The following is a 17836-nucleotide window of genomic DNA, read 5'->3' as shown; positions in this document are numbered from 1 at the left end:
TCCTCTTGACGCCGCCCTTGTTAGAAAAATGCTCGGCGGTTCACTTGTTCAATTTCGTTTGTGTATATTCAGTCGTCTTGTTGCCAGTCCTGGCAAAAGTGCGTGCGCAGACTCTCAATGGCAGATGGCAAGGTGCCCTGGCAGGTCACGCCCAAGTAGGTGGCCGCGCGGGTGGTGCCGACGTACAGGTATTTGTCGAACAGCGCCGGGTGTAGTGTGGCGAGCTGGTCAATGCCGACAAAAAACACCGCCTCAAATTCCAGGCCTTTGATGTGCTGGATGTCGAACACGCGCACGTTGCTTTCCTGCCCCACAGCCTGGCCCTCTCGACAGGCGATGACCTGGATGTTGTGCTCCGCCAGGGCGACGTTCAGTGCGTTGGCCACCGGGGCAACGTCGTCCTCGGTGTTCACAAAAATGGCAGTGGATGGCAACTGACCGACAAAGCGCTCAATCTCGCGAATGCGATCCGCCAGCCAACTGACAATGGATTCTGCGTTGGTAGCGTGTTCCAGCAAGGCTGGCGCAACGCCCACACTGTCCATATGCGCAGGCAAGCTGGCGTCTTGCTCGGTTCCTCCGACTGCGCGGATCATGGCGCGGGCCAGATCGTTCAGCTGCTTGCTCTGCCGGTAGGAGACGGTGATCTCCTTGATATCGAAATCGGCGAAGACCCACTTCAAGTCGTCAGCAGAGCGTGCGCCCCAGGTGGTCAGGCGCTGATTGAAGTCGCCACAGGCAAAGAATGAGCGCAGACGCGGATGCGCCAGCGCCGCCATGCTCGCAAGCTGGATGGGCGAGAAGTCGGTCGCTTCATCCACCAAGATCTGGTTGCGGTAATGCCCAAGGATGGTCTGGAGTGATGACCACGCGGGACTATCGATGTCGCGCTGGACGTTGGGCCGACTGATCAGGTCGCCTGCGGCGCGCAAGATCGCGAGCAAGACGATGTCCAACTCCAGCGGGTGGATGTCGCGTGCCTCAAAGCCTTCGTGGCGATACCAGGTGCTTGCCGGTTGGCGTTCGCGCCTGAATGCCCGGTAGCGCTTGGGGATGCCGTCGAGGTAGCGCTTGACCGGGTTGACGAAACGGCGGGCACTGGCCTGCACCAGAAGGCTTGCACCCACCTCGGCGCGATCCGCTTCTGTCAGACCACGATCCCCCAACCACTCGATGATCTTGCCGTTGCGAGATGCCTTGCTGACTGTGCGCTTGGATGCAGCCGCGCGAGCTTGGGCACGCACGGCTTGCATATAGGCATTGAGCGCGGCGGCACGGCCTGTGCGTGGTGCGGTGGCGTCTTCCTCCTCATCAGCGTCGGGGTCGTCCTGGTCGTCCGTATCCGTTGCTTGCGCCTGTTGCAGGCTGTCTATCACGCGGGCCAACTCATCCAGAAAGGCTCGGTTGCGGTTGAGCTGCAGGTTGAGCGCGGCCTTGATCTTGCCGTCGGAGCCTTCCTTCAGGCTGCTGACGAGTGCCTGTACTTTGGCAATCTCCACCGCCAGCGAGCTAAACATCGCCGCCAGTGCGCCATCGACCGCCCGCGACAAAATGTCTTGCAGGCGAGCACCGAGATTCAGAACTTCGGGAGATTTGGCTTCGTGGAGCTGGGTTGCGGCATCATGCAGCTCCTGCACATAGGCCTTGCGCTGCCATGCGTCGAAATCGTCAAACCATTGAATGGGACGCTCCAGTGCTGTCTCGCTCAGGCTGGCCAATCCGTCTTTCAGGACAAAGGTACCGCCGCCAGAAGCCGTTCTGAGGACGCCGAATGCGTTTCGGGCCAGCTCGCGTCGATAGTCTTGCCACGTTCTGATGCGCAGATCCGAGGCGGGAACACCTTCACGCGCAAATGCCTCCTTTAGGTATTGCTTGAGCAATTCCGTGGGCGTGAACATGAGCCAGCTGTTTGCGTGCGCAATGCCTTGGACTGAGGCGACTGTTTCAACCAGGCGTTGTTCGCCTTCTTCCAGGAAGGCCGTGTCGAGTTTTTGGCCGAGGCGTCGGATCAGGGTGGTCGTCTTGCCTGTACCGGGGGGGCCCAGGATCAACAGGCGCTTGTCGAGAGGGAGGCGGAAAATCTCATCCTGGTATTGATCGAGGATGGGCTGATCCCGAAGTCCCATCTTGGTGATGACGCTGCGGCGAACGCCATCGATGATGTTGGCCTTGACGTTCTCTTCGGCCAGCAATTGACCAAGAATGTCTTCGGTAACGTCTTCCCCCACAACCTGGGTCAGCAGAGCGCGCAGCGACTCTATAGTGAACGGCCCAAAATTTTCGGCTTCAATAACTGTGTCGCGAGAGTCCCACCCATCAGCAAGCAAATTTGGCCTCAGCTGGGCCCGCTCAAGAACCTCAACGACGCTCCCATTGGGTAGTGTGAACTCTGCGCCAATTGCCAACGAGGCCAAGCGTCCAACTGGCGCGCGGTAGCTGGCCAAATAGGGAAAGCCCGATACCGGCGTTGTGCGACAGATGTAGTAGATTTTCTCTTTGCCCTCTTCATCGGCAACTACTACGCGAGCGATTGCGGGCTCTGACACCAATACCTGGTAGCTTTCATGGTTCGCATGGTTGATCTGATCCAGCCTCTGCATGGTTGAGCTGGATGTCATCGTGTTGATGCTTGCCAGTACATCGGAACCCAGTGTTCGCCCAGCGCTCAGCTTCCCCTTGGCCGTATCAGCGATGCTCTCGAGTTGTGCTAACGCTTCGCCAGCGACCTGCTCGATATGCTTCCGCGGTTCCTCATTCAAGCTCTGCGTCATGCATTATCCCTCCCAGTCAATTCTTCAAGTTCGTTTTTAAGCTGCCGCAAGTGCGCGTTAATCTCTACCCGGCGATTGAATTGCTTCTCGCGGGCCATGCGCGCTTGGGCCTTCTCGATAACGCGGCGTTTGGCGGCAACCTGCTCCACTCGGACAATCAGATCGGCCAGCGCCTCTTGTGGTTGGGCACCGAGTGGGAGCAAGCGCTGTAGCAAGGCCTCGTATAGTACCGCCATATCGATGCCCAGTGGCAAAGAAGAACGTGCTGCCGTCGCTGGCAACCAGTTGGTTGCGAAGTAATCCGATAGCACCCAACTGCTAGTGTCCGCCTTCCCACTCGTTCCCCGACTCGATATGGCCGGGCGCTTGTACGCAGCCACTACTTGGGTCTGTGCTAGCTCTCCTTCACCTTGGTGCAGCTCGAAGATGATGGGGAAAGGCACCGCACCGTCGATACAGCGCAATACATCCTGGTGCAATTCAGCGGTTTTCAGTTGAATACTGAATACTTGGATTTCAGGGACTGCTGCGCGGGACGGCAGATTGATGGTTTCCGGCGCCAGCTTATATTGCCAGACGATTTGCTCCACCTGTTCGACAAACAACTCTTTGAGCCGGGCGTTCGCGCCGCTGTGTTCGTAGATCTTGCTTTTTGGCAACACACGGCCAAAAGCAGCCTGCTTAGGGTACGCAATCAGCGCGGGATGCTGACAGCTGGCGTTTTGGCTCATTACTCCTCCTGAATAACGAGGAAGCTAATCAGCTCGAAATCATCTAGGCCGGTGATGGTATTGGTCAGTGCCGTGGTCTTGCCACCCCCAAAGAGGCTGTCGAGGTCCTTCTCTTCCTTTACCTCGATCATCGAGCGAATGGATGCGCCCAGAAGATCGGAATAAGCCTGCATCTTGCGCCCATCGGCAGTGTTTTGATTGAAGCGATCGCATACCGCCGTCATGGGTTGAGCCTGCCCCTTACAGCAGGTTCTCACCAGGTCGAGCAGGCGCTTGATCTCGGTATGATCGTGGACGACCTCTCCTTCGCTATCGATGTACACGAGGTAGTAGGGATGCAACCGATTGTGCTGGTTAATGCCGATATCGGTGTTGCGATTGCGCAGCGTGAAAATCACCCCAGGTCGGAGCCCCATGTCGGGATTGGCGGGCACGACGGCGTGCATCCCACTCGGTACATTACGCAAGTCACCGTGGACTTTGACGTAATTGAGCAAGTCCATCCGAAAATCGTTGAGACCCAGATCGGTGATGGATACACCGGTCTTCAACTCTTCCAGTTCGATCACTTCTTCTTGCAACCGACGCAATTGTTCTTTGCGGTATGAAACATCGTTGGCCTGTGCTGAGAGGACGTTATCGTCCCCCGTTGCCGTCACATCGGCAATCATCATGCGGCTTTCGACGCGCTCTTTGAGGTTGATGTATTCATCGAGCGAGATATCGGGCCAGTAGTTAACTAGCTGGATGCAGCTATTAGGCGAGCCGATACGATCGACCCGGCCAAAACGCTGAATGATGCGCACCGGGTTCCAGTGAATGTCGTAGTTGATCAGGTAGTCGCAATCTTGCAGGTTTTGCCCTTCGGAGATGCAGTCGGTGCCTATCAGCAGATCCACCTCGGCGGGTTCATCTGGCATCACTACCGCTTTCTCCTTGGACCGTGGCGAAAATAGGGTTAGCAGCTCTTGGAAGTCATAGCTACGCCTTTGCCCACGATGTTTAACGGTCGATTGAGGCGCTCCTGTGCCAGTCACTTTGGCGGTGTGAATCGAGAAACGGGCAAGCATCTCGGGCGCAAGGTTGGCGTAGAGATAGTCGGCAGTGTCAGCAAAGGCGGTGAAGATCAGAATTTTCTTATTGCCGGGGTTAATGGGGTTGGCAATCTTCTCCAGCAAGTGGGCCTTCAGGTGTTGTAACTTGGCATCGTCTTTGGGCGTGATTTTGCCCATTTCTTCCAATAACACACCGATGATCTGCACGTCCCGCTTGAGTTCATGTTCCCAGGATAGCAGGTCCATATCCGCCAGACTGATCTTGACCTTGCCGCCAATCTCCCCGGCTTCATCGCTCAGCGTCGGCAGTTCGTCTTCTTCAGCATCCAGTCTATCCAGGATATCGGTAAGGTCACCCACCGTTGCAACCCCGCCAGTTTGGTTGAATGCTGCAATTCGGGCGAGCATTGCATCGTGGTTGGTCCGCAGTGATTGGAGAGTCAACCGGAAAGACTCTACTGAGCCCTCCAGCCGCTTTAGCAGATTCACTGTCATCAACGCCTGTAGACCTTGTTCTCGCCCAACCAGACTTAGGTTGCCATGCTTACCGCCAGATTGATCGTTATAGCGATCAATGTATTTCTGGACTCTGCTTGGCAACAGGTAAGCCGCTGGCGTGTAGACGGCCAACTTAAGCTGGGAAAGTTGCTCGAAAATCTCGTTAAAGCCCAACACATTTGGGCGATCAGTCAACTGGCAACGGAACGACAAAGGCTTGAGTCGTTCAGGGAATTGACCGATGTCTTTGGTGTCGTAGAAGGTTTGGATATGTTTGCGTGAGCGAGCAATGGTGACACTGTCGAGCAACTCGAAAAAGTCGAAATCCAGCGAGTCCAAAATGGCCCGTGCGGTGCGCTCTTCAGGTGGTAGTGTTGACCACGCATTGAAGGCTTTTTGGGCATTACGGAAGATCTCTTCCACCGATTTGCTCGTGCGCAGTTTCTTACTCAGGTTTTCAGAGTCACCCTCGTAGGCCAATGCTAACTGGTTGCGGAGATCGGCAAAGTGGTTGTTGACTGGTGTGGCCGACAGCATCAGCACCTTTGTCTTCACCCCCTCTTGAATCACCTTGCGCATTAACGCCTGATAACGGGTCTCTTTTTCTTTGTAGGCGTTGTTGTTACGGAAGTTGTGAGACTCATCGATGACAACCAGATCGTAGTTGCCCCAGTTAATCCGATTCAACTGCGTACCGAAAGACTCACCACTGGTACGGGAAAGATCCGTGTGGCAAAGGACGTCGTAGTTAAAGCGATCACGGGCGAAGAGGTTGGTCTTGAGATTGCGGTTGTAGTTGAGCCAGTTGTCGGCCAGCTTCTTCGGGCAGAGTACCAGCACTGAGCGATTACGCAGTTCGTAATACTTGATGACGGCCAGTGCCGTGAAGGTCTTGCCCAAACCAACGCTGTCGGCAAGGATGCAGCCACTGTAGGTCTCAAGCTTGTTGATGATCCCGGTGGCGGCATCTTTCTGGTAATTGAAAAGCTTGTTCCAGACCAGGGTGTCCTGATAGCCGGTGCGATCATTGGGCAGGACATCTTCATCGATGTCGTCAAGGAACTCGTTGAAGATGTTGTAGAGCATCAGGAAGTAGATGCTCTCGGGCGAGTTCTCCTGATACACCGAGGCTATGTGTTCACAAATTTGAGCAGTCACGTCCTCCAGCTTCTCAGGATCATGCCAAATCTGGTTGAACAGACTGAGATAAGTGGCGGCAAAGGGGGCCTCATCCATCTTGTTCACCAGATTGGAAATGGCATTGCCCGGTTGGTAACCCAGATCGACGGCGGTAAAACCATGCAACGGCATATAGGCCATGTCGGCGTCGTTGGCTTGCACGCAGGCAAACTGCTGCATAGGTGCTTTGGTGCGATTGCTCTTGAACACCGCCTTGCGTCGTATCCAGTCGGCACACTCCTTGGCTACCGCTCGTTGGGTGAGTTTGTTGCGCAACTGGATTTCAAACTCACTACCGTAGAGACTGCGCTCACGGTCGAGCTTGGGGATGTGGAATTCCTTACGCTCCTTGCGGATCTTGTCGGTAACTTCGTTGGCAACAAAGGTGGGAGAGGTGAAGATGAACTCTAGCTCGTCGATTGTCTCAAGTTCAGCTTTCAGCGCCTCAAAGGCGTACATCGAAAAGCAAGAAGCCGCGATCTTCAGTCGAGCCCCAGGTTTGAGAGTTTGTTTAAGGTCGTCACCGAGCAGGCGGTTAATGTTGTCAATAAGCTCCATCAGTCTCTTACCTTGGCTGCTGCGATCGGTCAGGCATAAGCGGCTTCACTTAAGCGATCCGGAGACCAGATCAATTCCACTAGCCCCACAACGAGTTCACGCCGCGTCTGTTGCTGAGTTTTGTCAAATACTTCGGCGGCTTTGAAAGGCAACTGGTTTTGGGTTGCAAACTGCTGAAACTGTGGCTGATGTTCATACGCGCTGGCATCTAGGCTAGCGGCGTAAAAATTCTGTTTGGCGTAGTGCATCCGCTTCTGAGGGAACGGCTTGTCTTGTAGGCTCCGATTAACATCTGCAGGCAATAACAAAAGCGAAGCAACATGGTTGCGCCAATCCTGAAACTCTTGCTCAGTGCTGAACTGCTCCTTCAGTACGTCGTAATCGTCTGCCCAAATGTGCTCGATATCGAATGGATTCTTAAGAGAGCGATCCACCAATTTATCAAATGTCTCGGTACGCCCCGCTCCGACCTCGGTCGCCTCTGTTAGCCGTGCCAACAGATGGTAAATATAACGACGACTGAACTGATTGAGTCCCAATCCATCAATGCCAGTTCGCCCTTTTGCCTCATAGCCGGAGAATGTCACTTCATCATCCGCCAGTTTCTTTTTGAGAATGGTTACTAATTCCGGTAGTGCTTTGCGCCGGATCTCTCGACACAACAACCACATGGCGTAAGACACGCTGGAGTACCCAACCCGGACGTAATTCACTACTCGACGCATCAACCAAATGTCCAGATAGGTCGCTGTCACTGCCAACTTGCGTTTCACTGTATCGTCATCATCGGTTTCAACTAGCGGAGCGAGCAATACCGTGCTCTGCCAAGTGAAATCATTGTGCGCGTTGTAGTAAACCGCCTTCATACCTGGTGTGTAATTCTTGCTGGCGTGCAGGATGTGCCGATAGGCCTTGGCGAAAAACGGGAAACTCTCAACCATCAGTTTCTGGTTCCCCTGGGACTTACCAAGCCCCATCTGGTCACTATGGTCACGCACCCAACGGTGGAATGCAGAACCAATCAACTCCCAGTCTTTGTCTACTGAGCCAGCCTTGCGTTCGCGGATACTCTCGGCATACTGCGCCCGCAACCAGGCTTTAATACAATTGGCATCTCGCTCAGGTTCGTGGTTGCCATCCCAAGAGATTAGCTCCAGCACCTCTCTCTTCCATGTCTGATTAGCTTGCTGTCGCTCTTCCGGTTCTTCAATCGGCGCAAGCAGATAGGCCTTCAACATATCTACCGGACTCAGAGGTTTGCCCCGGTCATTCATCGTTTCAAAGATAGCGTAGGCATAGCTGTCGTTATCCGTCGCTATCTCGATCAAGCCTACCTGGGTCAACAACCAGTAGATGAAATGTGGCAGTGCATCACCCAGATCTGCGATCAGATCGTTCGATTCAATGTCGCTGTAGCGGGCGTACATGGTCTGAATGGACTCATCTTTACCATCTGGATTAAATTCTTGGCCTTCAAACAGCGCCTTGATGACGGGCAGTCGCTCGGGTATGTCGAGGTTAAATTTGGGTTTGCCCAAGTTATCGCTAAAGATAAGCGGGGCAACTGTTCCTCCCACCGATAGTTTCTGTATCTTGGCTGCACGATACAGGCATATGAGCAACAGGGTCAGAGAAGTTACCCGCTGTTGGCCGTCGATTAGATAGTTTTTACCGTTGCGCTTGCTGACGATGATGGATCCGAGGAAATATTCGCCATAGCTGCTGACTGCTGTGGTTTCGTCGCCTAGCTTGTAGTGGCTAAAAAATTTGGCCTGCAAGTCAGACAACAGCTCTTCGATATTCTCCTTTTCCCACTTGTACTCACGCTGGTACTCGTCGATGGCAAAAGATTGGCTTTGCAGTAACTGCTGCACACTGCGGTAGTGCGGAGTGATAGTGCTCATGTCAGACGAAACATTCTCAGTAAGTGATTCTACATTATGCTTTTTTTTAGAAGGAATGTCTTGACGAGCCACTCCAAACGCCCCCCCACCAAGGAGGTCATCGGGTAATCCCCCCAAAACTTATTTCCACTTAAACCGACTAGATGGGCCTCATGAGCCGCAGCGCGTCCATGATTGATTCCAATAAAGCCAAATTCATGCTGTCATTTGACTCTGTGTGCTGCCCTGGGTGTCGGTTGATTTCTACCTGGCTGGCCTGCCACCCTGTTGCAGTTGGCTGGAAATAAACCCGATATAGGCAGATGCCTGTCGCACTGCGGTGGCAGTGCAATACACCATCCTCATAGAAGATAAACCACTTGTCATCCTGACTTATCGACAATGAACCGCAGACTATCGCGGCCATCTCCGAGGGGGAGTAACACGTCTCCAGCGGCACGGTTATCCGGCTTGCGGGCATGGGCAGACTGTGCCAGTCGGAGCGACACGCCACGGGGCGAGCCAACGGCAACATCTTCGGAAGGCTATCTTGAGCGGCCTTGAGGATCGCAAGGTCACGCGAGCGGCCAATAGGGTTGCTGGTTTGAGCGATCAGGCGTTCTGCCTCTGCGGGTGTCGCCCAACATAAGCGTTCGGTCTCATCGTTACCGTAACCGAGGTTTACCGTCCCTCTGTCCACCACCATCAAGAAAAAGCGATTGAGCGTGGTGCCACCCGCAAACTCACCAGCGATGGGGATAAGGATAGTGGCATCGACCCCCATCTCTTCCCAGACCTCCCGCAGCGCGGTTTCTCTCGGGCTTTCCCCCTTGTCCTGCCGACCTTTGGCGAACGTCCAGACGTAACCATCGAAATGATTTTTCACTTCACGCATCAGCAAATAACCATGGGGATCGATCACCACCCCGCCATAGGCCACCGCTTTGCTCTTGGACGAACTGGGGGGCGACCAGGGTAGCCCCTCAAAATCGGTCGCATGGGGTTCGGGTAGGTCTTCCGGCATGTCGTACATCGCTGACCAGACTTTGCTATAGCGCTTGGCACGCGCATGGCCGGTGCTAAGCCCGACCTCGCTCTTGAAATTCGAGTAATCAATCTCTTGCACTATGGTGCTCATCGCCTCCTTCAGGGCCGCAGCGCTTGCGTTGGCCCGCCAGGGGTAGTCGGTTCCCTCATGTGCTCTGGAAGAGGAAAGCGAAGGCAGGTAGTGATTACGCAGGCGATCGAGATCCCCTCTAGTGCGGCTGCGAATGGTGAGAATATTGTCCTGATCGTGATCTTTCTGGACGATAGAGAAAAAGCCGAACTTGGTGAACAGCCACATGATCGAGTCCTTTCTTGATGGCGAACAAAGGGATAAATATCTTTCTATATCAGCTCACGAGCGGTCAGACCATGGCGTGGGTCACAGGCCTGTATCATGCGCAGCGAGCGTGCTCATTTGGTCTGTAGAACGGCAGGCGGCGTGCCATTGCCATCACAGCGCAGCGTGCCCAGTGAGTCGGTGCGACAGACGGTGCCACCAGAGGATCTCATGTTGCCCAAGCTGTCTTTGCGCCAGGTGACAGTATCGCCGGTGCCGGGATTGCTGACGCGCACATTGCCCAGACTGTCTTTGCGGTAGGTGGTGCCTTCGCTGCTGCGAACATTGCCAAGGGAGTCTTTGCGCCAGGTGGTGCCGCTTTGCGAGTCTCTGACGTTGCCGAGACTGTCCTTGCGCAGGGTGCCGCTCTTGCCATCGTCACACTGGTAGCGGGTATTACCGAGGCTGTCTTTGCAGTAGGTACAGTCGGTAGCCTGCACTGTTTGAAACAATAACCCCAGCAGCAAAACAGCCACTAAGGTACAGGATGGGAAACGGGCAGCCTTGATGCGATAACGCTTGGGACCTTCGCAATCACAGCTAGTATTTTGAGTGCTACAGGTCATATCTCCCCCTGATCGTTGACTGATAGACTGCCGATTTCTTTGGGTTGACTATATCCATCCCGCCTGACCATCTCGATACTGTGGTTTTTCACATGTCGTGTTTTCAGGCAGATGAAGATGAGGGATTCGCAGAGATGGTTGCCGTATCTGCTAGATAGAAAGCCCCGGCAAGCATACCGTAGACCAAGCGCACTCGGCTATCTGACCCCAGCAACACGCCTAATAGAGCCTCCCCACCTCTCAGGTCATCGCTGTGCCAAAAACACCAGAGCGCGGCTTCTACCACATCGAGCCAACTTGCATGGCCAAGCTGGTTGCGTGTTTTTCGCCGCCAACTTCCCCGGACTACAGAACCAGTGTTCAGAGAGTTGGCTGCCAATGCGCGGCTTTCCATGGCTGTGAGTGTGAGCCCATTGAGCTTGGCCTGCTGGCTACCACGCCCGCCCCGCAGCAACTTGTCGAGCAGTAGCGCCAGCAGCCGCAGGGCATCCTGGCATTCGAGGCTGCCATCCTCACCCAGCAAGGCGGCAGCGCCAGCCATCAGTTGCTCCCTCCCCTAGTAGACAGGCAGGTCCGTGCGATCCAACCGATTTTGCTCGATATGCATAGCCAACCGTGCCAACCTGCACACTTCAGACTCTGCTCTGGCATGCACTATCTTGGGTAAGCCAATTGCTAACTCTTCCCTTGTGACCACCGTGATGAGCTCGTGAACCTGCTCGGCAGTGGCCAGACAACAAAGTCCTTTGAGCAAGGCAGTATCCTGATAGCGGCTCATAAGCAGGCTCCTTTGGCACAGACTTCAGATGCGAGCAGTATATGTAGCCTGTATACTCATGACGATACTGATCACATAAACATGTCGCATTTTGGAGCACGTATGACCCCCAATGAGCTCACCTGGGATCAGACCCTGCGCTTTCGCCTGCTGGAAATCGTGTTGCAGTGGGAAGGCCGCCTCACCACCAATCACCTCTGCACCGCATTCAACATCGGCCGTCAGCAGGCATCGCGAGATATCAACCTCTACCTCAACGACTATTCGCCAGAGGGGCTGGTGTATGACAAAAGGCTGAAGGGATACAAACCTACCGCTCAGTTCGCCCCCCGTTTTAGCGAGGGCAAGGTGGATGAGTACCTGATGCTGCTGCACCGGGAGAAACAACATCAACGCCAGCATGTAGCTGGGGTTTTGAGCCTACCTCTGATGGATCTGCGTTACGGCCATATCGAGATCCTGGATGTGCCCCATCGCCATATCGAGCCCGTCATCGTGCGCGGTCTGGTGCAGGCCGCCCGCAGCCAGCTGCGGGTGGATGTGGACTATGTGTCGCTGAGTTCAGAAGAGAGAAGTGGCCGCAATATCGTGCCGCACACCCTGGTCTATGACGGCATTCGCTGGCATGTACGCGCCTACTGCGAGAAGAAGGGAGAATATCTGGACTTCGTGATGAGCCGTTTTCGGGGGACTCCCGAACTGCTCAATGCGTCGGAACATGGCCGCAAGCAAGATCGGGAATGGAATACTCAGGTCACTGCAGTAGTTGTGCCCAACCCCGAGCTCAGCACCACTCAGCAAGCCATCATCGCCAGCGATTACGCAATGGTGGAGGGGAAGCTGTTGATCACCCAGCGCATTCCCTTACTGCACTATGCCCTAGAGCGATTACAGGTGAGCTATGACGGTGAACATCGTGATCTGTCCCTGCAACACCCCCTGGTGTTGGCCAACCGGACCGAGTTAATTGAACAGGGATGTCGCTTCAAGCTAAAGCGCACCGATATGCTGTCATGAACTGGCTGAAATAATGAAGGGGCCGATGCCCCTCCACTTATTTCCCCGCCTGATACAGCACACCGCTCGCCGTGATGGTGACGGCCGGTAGCTTTTGGCGAACCAACTCCCAGAGGCTGCTTTTACGCTTATGCTGCTGATACAGCTGATTTAAGTAATCCTGTGGCGAAGAGAGTGCACTCAGCCCATCCCCCTCCATCAGGGTCGCTTGATAATCCAGGCTCTTTTTCAGATCCGACACAGCCCCCGTATAGTAGGTGCTCTTGCCCTGATTCACGACATAGGTCACCAATAGGCGACGCAGACGCACAGCCACCGCCGTAAACCCCTGTTGATAGAGGCGGCTCGACCAGGTGCGCACCGTGGAGCAGGTCAGGATGGCGAGCACTTCCAACAAGGCTGTATCTGGGGTATTTGCGAGCCGCTGTACCAGTTGCGGCCAAGCTTCTATCTCGTCCAACAACAGCAAGACCCCGTAGAGATCCCACTGTTCAGCAATTGCTACAAAGCGGGCCAATGCCACCTCTCTCGGCTCATCCCCACTTTGACAATAGCTTGTAAAAAATTCGCTACTCCGAGTCGCGGCAAAGGCACTCAATGCCAAGGCGTGGGCATCGTTACGACGTCCCTCTTCCTGATAGGCCTGGATCAGCACCTGATGCCAGCCCGTCAATTGACGATGGCGCTGCAGCTGTTCCGGGTCCATTGCCTGCAACACGGTAATGGCCTGCTCGGCCCGCAACTCATCAATCAACAAACGTGCATAGTCGATCTGCTGACGGGGATGGGTAAATCCCCCTTGTTGCTGTACCTGATCAAAAAACGCGATATCGCTCAAGCTAAGACTCAAGCCCAGCGCTTCAGGCAACTGGCCTGCAGCTGCATAGTCATCCCGCAAGGCCCGCACCAGCGGGGTGCCCAGCACCTCGCGGTAATCAAGCAGGTAGGTGATGCTGATGGCGGGGTCGATACTGGTCCATCCCTCACGCAACCGATGCGCCAGCATTTCAGACGATACGGACTCACGTTGAGCACCGATAGCCATTAGCCACTGCTCGACCAGCGCTAGATGGTAATCCTCCCAGCTCCCGCTGGAGGTATCCATCTTTTCATACAGCTCACTGGCTTGCCCCAACAACGCGAGTGCAAAGGTTTCTCCTTCCCTGGGTGACGCTGTAATCCCCTTGCCCAGCAGCGGAATAAACTCCGTGCACAAGGTAGCGAAGAAGGCATCGACTTCTTGGTAATCCCAGGAAGGAAGACGACGGGTGAGTTTTTTGTACTCTTTTTTGGCCAGCTCCAGCAACGCCTCTTCAGCGGTGAGGTACTGGTTAATCAGGTGTTTCTTGGCGAGGGGGACGTGCTGTGCCAGCTCAAGCACGATAGCCAACAGTTCGGCTTGGCTCTTGCTCTCGAGTTTACTCAATTGGGCCTTTGTGAATATGCGAGCCATCAGTAGTGTTGTCTGTCATCAGATCCATGGATGTGGGCATTGTGCCGAAGCCCAGCACGGATGGCTATCCACGGCTGCTTCAGCATCCCGACCACACTGCAATAATCGCAATTGAGTTATCCATTATCCCCTTCTCACCCCTCCAGGGGCTTACATGGCTGTGTAGCTCACCTTTCGTAGAACCATCATTGCGTAACTGTTTCTCCTCCCACTGGCAGCACTTCCCAATGTCCCCCCTTACGCGGCCCGACAAAACGCAACCGCCCTTCCTTGACCAAGGCAGAAGTTGCCCGCTCAACGGTGCTGGTTGATTTGCCTATCCGCTCAGCCACTTGTTTGAGGGTCAAGGTTGGCTCAACAGCTAAAACACCCAAGATCAAGTCCGGCGTTTTTACCCGCATTTCTACCTTCGTTTTTGCCTGATTTTCTACCCGCGTTTTTTCCAACTGAGTGGCTTGCGATGCAGGTTGAACAGCAATCGCTTGAGCTAAAGCATCCCTTAATGCCTCAAGCAGAAACAGGATGAAGTCGGTGCAGTCACTCAGTCTGTCGGCTTGGCTTAGCTGTTGGTAATAGTGTTCCTGTCGCTCCTTGATGACTGTTTCGACCGGCAAGAAGGCCAGAACAGGCTGCCAGCGACTCAGGATCACCGTCTGCCATAAGCGTCCCATACGCCCGTTCCCATCAGAGAAGGGATGTATGAACTCCAATTCGTAGTGGAACGCACAAGAAGCGATCAAGGGATGGGCTTCAGTATCTGCCAACCATTGCAACAGTTGTCCTATCAGACGTGGCACTTGATTGGCTGGCGGTGCCATATGTACCAATTGCTCACCACGATAAATACCGACTCCACCACTGCGCCATGCCCCGGCATCATCACAGAGTCCGAGCATCAGTCGCCCGTGGGCACTGAGCAAATCTTCCGCAGACGCAGGATCCCAATCAGGCATTACCTCATAGGCAGCAAACGCATTACGGACCTCTTGGATTTCCCGTGGAAGCCCAAGTACCGTCTTCCCCTCAATCACTGCCGTCACCTGCTCAACACTCAGAGTATTGTGCTCAATAGCTAGCGAGGCTTGGATGGTGCGGATCCGGTTCTCTCGACGCAGCATCGGCACCTGGGAGCTCTGAGCAAACCGCCACTGCCCCACCAACTCGGCGATGTCCGCCACCCGGCTCAACATGGCGTGGGTCAGGGTGAAGGGAGGGGAATAGGCTGCCATGGGTTACTCCAACTGATGCGATAACAAATGAGGGTTAGCTTAACAGATCCGGGTGCAGAAACTCCCGGATCAGATGCCATCTAAAGCTGCAGTAAAAGTCTTTTATCAACACTAATAAGCCTTCAAAGGTTACTCCCCCCAAAACACTGATATCCCTGCCCACGGCGCTTGGATTCCTTTTTGGCAAGGTATGCCGCATGGAGCAGCACTTTTTTTATAGCCACAGGATCATCTGAGAAAACTTCGTGCTGTCCCTCCTCTGACAGTTGAACCAACCCTCGCCTCCTGCAAAAATCAATTGATAAATCCGCTTCAAAGACGGCTCGATGCCAAGCCACTCTAAGCTTGTTTGCCAGATTCATATTCTCAGACTTAAATCTTCCCAGAGAGCAATAGGCATCCCCATTTAAGAAAAACATCAAGTGATAGTGAGGAACGACAGCCTCTGCTGTTTGCTCCCTCGCCCAAACATATCTGATTGCTGTTTTGCGAACTCTTTTCCCATTTGTAGCTTGGCGTATCTGATCCAGAACAAACAGTTTTTCAAGTTCCGCAAAGAATGCTTTCAGCACAGCGCCATGATAACGTGAACTGCATTCTGATAAGATCATAGTAAAAATATTATCAGGGAAGCGAAGGTCAACTCTAAAAGCAAAGACTCTAGAGTATTGAGCAAAAGCATCATTCATCACAGTAACAATTTTACTGAGGTTATCCTTATCAAAAGTACACCCATTTTTCTGGTAGTGGCGTTCAGCCGCCATTCGATACTCATTAAGAGTGCCAAACATATTAAACCCCATTGGTAGAAGAAGGACCACACTCTGCGAATGTATGCCTGTGTTAGAATTTAGGTAGCAGTTTTCGAGTGTGCACTAGCACACTTTCATTGAAGATTTGAAACAGAGATATCAACATAACGATATAATAGGTTATGAATTCCGGCATGCTGATGGTTATGAAATCTACATGTTTGTACTGTCGAGCTGCATACTGCGTATGCAGTGTTATTCGATGTTTACTTGCACTCCTTATTTATATATTACTATTGCCGACACCAAAGTGTTGAATATAAAACCAACCGAATGACTCTAATCCCAGATAGGACAAGACTTGTAGCCTGTACAACGAGCCAATTTATTTCAATTGCTCGTCAGAAATTAGCCTTAGCGAAGATTTCTTTTCTCTTCAATCCACGACTCTATTTCAGAGCTAACCCAAGCAACAGATCTTGGGCCGATCTTAACTGATGCTGGAAATGTCCCGTCATTCATCTGACGATAAACTGATGCCTTAGATAGTGATGTCATTGCGATGACAACTTTCAATTTAAGTAGTTTCATGATGAGCTCCTTTGTCGTCCATAGGACGTGGCGCTCGTGTAAAAAAGTAAGTAATGCTCTTCAGAACGTCGTAGAAACTGAGGCATGTCACGAGAGAAATAACAAGCGCTCCTCTTACGTTCTGCACCACAGCTAGCAAGTTGTAAGACTGGAGAATCACCTCTATCCAACTTCTACGTTAAATTGACCCAGCTAGAGATCATAGTATTTAAAATGGTATCCTCACTAAATGCCGGAAAATTTCTCACAACTACCTCTATCACAGCTTAGATGGGGGAGGCCTCATGTACCAAGCATCCGCTTACTCTCAATTACGTGAGACAAAGCAAATTATTGACAATAAGATGTTGAAAAACACTCGCAAATCACTCATAAAATGACATTTGTGCATCAAAAAATACTCACCAAATGACTAAGTCATACACCTAAAACCAAAGAGGTTTTATATGCCAGAGATCATAGAGTTAATTAATTTAGATCAGAGAGGGATGAGATTTATATCCAAGTTGCTTAGCTTATCTATTAGTCCAACAAGCACGAAATCTATTGTCTTGGGAATGATTAATGAAAAGAAGCTACATATTGAAAATAGACTAGCATTCAATAGATTTGGTTTTTATAGCAACAATGATATTAACGAGGAACAAATTATTTCTTGGGTTGGGAATGAGTGTATAGATCTTCCTCTATTTGATTGGATTGACACCAAAAATAGCAGGCTGTGTATCTATGCTTGGTCTTATATTCGGTTATTAAAAGAATCATCATTAAAACAAATACTAGCCAATCACACTCCATCGCCAAGTAGAAGTGACATATTTAAAACACAAGCATCTTCTTTAGGCGGGCAATATTTTTACGAAATAGCTAACATAGAATCACTACCGAAAGATAATAAAACAAGAAAAGAAAATATCATTGAGTTCTTTGATTTAATTGATTGTAAAACCTTACAAAAAAAAGAACTATTGGAGCAGCTTAAATTAAAATGGATGCGTTGCACAGAAAAAAACGAGGTTTTAAATTGGACAAATAAAAATAATCAACAATGGGCATGGCATTATCTATTTAAAGACAATCCTCCTATATGGTTTATCAATAACAACCAACCCGATAACTACTTAAATGGAGTTGTTGCGACGTTCGATCTGCTGAACGACGATCCAGACAAAAGAGAGCTCCTAATATCAAAAATGAAGTCTGCTTGGTCGCAAAAGGCATATCGGGATAAAAACAATGGCAAGAAGGCTGTCAGTATTGTTCTATCTGAGGACATTATAAAAAAGCTAGATTTTATTTGTGAAAACACTGATAGAAGAAAAAATGAGGTCGTCACAAGATTGATTAGAGAAGAATATGAACAAATAAAAAAAGGCGGACACTAGTCCGCC

General features: G+C 52.2%; 14 protein-coding genes. 2 read left to right on the top strand and 12 right to left on the bottom strand.

The annotated features are described in order from the left end of the window. Positions 1 to 68: 68 nt before the first annotated feature. From PG888_RS15180 to PG888_RS15145, 8 genes are all read right to left on the bottom strand, one after another. On the bottom strand, positions 69 to 2771 hold the full coding sequence (locus PG888_RS15180) for an ATP-binding domain-containing protein (RefSeq protein ID WP_024945964.1): 2703 nt from the start codon (positions 2769 to 2771) through the stop codon (positions 69 to 71). Continuing rightward, the gene (locus tag PG888_RS15175) at positions 2768 to 3502 is read right to left on the bottom strand and encodes a DUF4391 domain-containing protein (protein WP_024945965.1); all 735 of its coding nucleotides are present in this window, start codon (positions 3500 to 3502) and stop codon (positions 2768 to 2770) included. Before PG888_RS15175 ends, PG888_RS15180 begins: the two co-directional genes overlap by 4 nt. After that, positions 3502 to 6792 carry an SNF2-related protein gene (locus PG888_RS15170; protein WP_270693719.1) on the bottom strand — a complete coding sequence of 1097 codons (3291 nt, stop codon included), beginning with the start codon at positions 6790 to 6792 and terminating at the stop codon, positions 3502 to 3504. The genes PG888_RS15175 and PG888_RS15170 overlap by 1 nt, the downstream gene beginning before the upstream one ends. 29 nt (positions 6793 to 6821) lie before the next feature. Further along, entirely contained in the window at positions 6822 to 8768 is a 1947-nt protein-coding gene (locus PG888_RS15165; RefSeq protein WP_197077964.1) for a GmrSD restriction endonuclease domain-containing protein, read from the bottom strand. Between the two features lie 67 nt (positions 8769 to 8835). Then, positions 8836 to 10020 carry an NUDIX domain-containing protein gene (locus PG888_RS15160; RefSeq protein WP_024945968.1) on the bottom strand — a complete coding sequence of 395 codons (1185 nt, stop codon included), beginning with the start codon at positions 10018 to 10020 and terminating at the stop codon, positions 8836 to 8838. Positions 10021 to 10133: 113 nt separating this feature from the next. Next, a complete protein-coding gene (locus PG888_RS15155) occupies positions 10134 to 10625 on the bottom strand; it encodes a hypothetical protein (RefSeq protein WP_270693718.1) in 492 nt (163 codons plus the stop codon). A 103-nt stretch (positions 10626 to 10728) separates the two neighbouring features. Then, entirely contained in the window at positions 10729 to 11166 is a 438-nt protein-coding gene (locus tag PG888_RS15150) for an ADP-ribosylglycohydrolase (RefSeq protein WP_231556950.1), read from the bottom strand. Positions 11167 to 11181: 15 nt separating this feature from the next. Next, positions 11182 to 11403 (bottom strand): hypothetical protein, encoded by a 222-nt coding sequence (locus PG888_RS15145; RefSeq protein ID WP_182939011.1) that lies wholly within the window; start codon positions 11401 to 11403, stop codon positions 11182 to 11184. Positions 11404 to 11505: 102 nt separating this feature from the next. Here PG888_RS15145 and PG888_RS15140 point away from each other — a divergent pair, with 102 nt between their 5' ends. Further along, positions 11506 to 12420 carry a WYL domain-containing protein gene (locus tag PG888_RS15140; protein ID WP_024945971.1) on the top strand — a complete coding sequence of 305 codons (915 nt, stop codon included), beginning with the start codon at positions 11506 to 11508 and terminating at the stop codon, positions 12418 to 12420. A 37-nt stretch (positions 12421 to 12457) separates the two neighbouring features. Here PG888_RS15140 and PG888_RS15135 read toward each other — a convergent pair whose 3' ends face one another. The 4 genes from PG888_RS15135 to PG888_RS15120 form a co-directional block, all read right to left on the bottom strand. Next, positions 12458 to 13873, bottom strand: a complete 1416-nt coding sequence (locus tag PG888_RS15135) for a DUF6880 family protein (RefSeq protein WP_024945972.1) — start codon at positions 13871 to 13873, stop codon at positions 12458 to 12460. A gap of 185 nt (positions 13874 to 14058) precedes the next feature. Then, positions 14059 to 15102, bottom strand: a complete 1044-nt coding sequence (locus PG888_RS15130) for a Fic family protein (RefSeq protein WP_182939010.1) — start codon at positions 15100 to 15102, stop codon at positions 14059 to 14061. 122 nt (positions 15103 to 15224) lie between these two features. Continuing rightward, a complete protein-coding gene (locus PG888_RS15125) occupies positions 15225 to 15866 on the bottom strand; it encodes a YagK/YfjJ domain-containing protein (RefSeq protein WP_182939009.1) in 642 nt (213 codons plus the stop codon). A gap of 402 nt (positions 15867 to 16268) precedes the next feature. Further along, positions 16269 to 16445, bottom strand: coding sequence for a helix-turn-helix transcriptional regulator (locus tag PG888_RS15120; RefSeq protein ID WP_182939008.1), 177 nt, complete (start codon positions 16443 to 16445; stop codon positions 16269 to 16271). Positions 16446 to 16891: 446 nt separating this feature from the next. Here PG888_RS15120 and PG888_RS15115 point away from each other — a divergent pair, with 446 nt between their 5' ends. Further along, complete coding sequence (locus tag PG888_RS15115) at positions 16892 to 17830, top strand: hypothetical protein (protein WP_182939007.1); 939 nt, start codon at positions 16892 to 16894, stop codon at positions 17828 to 17830. The last annotated feature ends 6 nt before the right edge of the window (positions 17831 to 17836 follow it).

It is taken from the genome of Aeromonas sp. QDB23 (assembly GCF_027707745.1).
In the GTDB taxonomy this organism is placed as follows: Bacteria; Pseudomonadota; Gammaproteobacteria; order Enterobacterales; family Aeromonadaceae; genus Aeromonas; species Aeromonas allosaccharophila.
Note: the sequence above shows the minus strand (reverse complement) of the source record. Positions and strands in the feature narration are given on the sequence as shown.

Excerpts from the sequence above, each read along its gene's own strand:
- PG888_RS15160 (WP_024945968.1), bottom strand. The coding sequence starts at position 10,020 with ATGTGGCTGTTCACCAAGTTCGGCTTTTTCTCTATCGTCCAGAAAGAT.
- PG888_RS15180 (WP_024945964.1), bottom strand. The coding sequence starts at position 2,771 with ATGACGCAGAGCTTGAATGAGGAACCGCGGAAGCATATCGAGCAGGTC.
- PG888_RS15170 (WP_270693719.1), bottom strand. The coding sequence starts at position 6,792 with ATGGAGCTTATTGACAACATTAACCGCCTGCTCGGTGACGACCTTAAA.
- PG888_RS15120 (WP_182939008.1), bottom strand. The coding sequence starts at position 16,445 with ATGAAACTACTTAAATTGAAAGTTGTCATCGCAATGACATCACTATCT.
- PG888_RS15115 (WP_182939007.1), top strand. The coding sequence starts at position 16,892 with ATGCCAGAGATCATAGAGTTAATTAATTTAGATCAGAGAGGGATGAGA.
- PG888_RS15135 (WP_024945972.1), bottom strand. The coding sequence starts at position 13,873 with ATGGCTCGCATATTCACAAAGGCCCAATTGAGTAAACTCGAGAGCAAG.
- PG888_RS15130 (WP_182939010.1), bottom strand. The coding sequence starts at position 15,102 with ATGGCAGCCTATTCCCCTCCCTTCACCCTGACCCACGCCATGTTGAGC.
- PG888_RS15175 (WP_024945965.1), bottom strand. The coding sequence starts at position 3,502 with ATGAGCCAAAACGCCAGCTGTCAGCATCCCGCGCTGATTGCGTACCCT.
- PG888_RS15145 (WP_182939011.1), bottom strand. The coding sequence starts at position 11,403 with ATGAGCCGCTATCAGGATACTGCCTTGCTCAAAGGACTTTGTTGTCTG.
- PG888_RS15140 (WP_024945971.1), top strand. The coding sequence starts at position 11,506 with ATGACCCCCAATGAGCTCACCTGGGATCAGACCCTGCGCTTTCGCCTG.
- PG888_RS15125 (WP_182939009.1), bottom strand. The coding sequence starts at position 15,866 with ATGGCGGCTGAACGCCACTACCAGAAAAATGGGTGTACTTTTGATAAG.
- PG888_RS15150 (WP_231556950.1), bottom strand. The coding sequence starts at position 11,166 with ATGGCTGGCGCTGCCGCCTTGCTGGGTGAGGATGGCAGCCTCGAATGC.
- PG888_RS15155 (WP_270693718.1), bottom strand. The coding sequence starts at position 10,625 with ATGACCTGTAGCACTCAAAATACTAGCTGTGATTGCGAAGGTCCCAAG.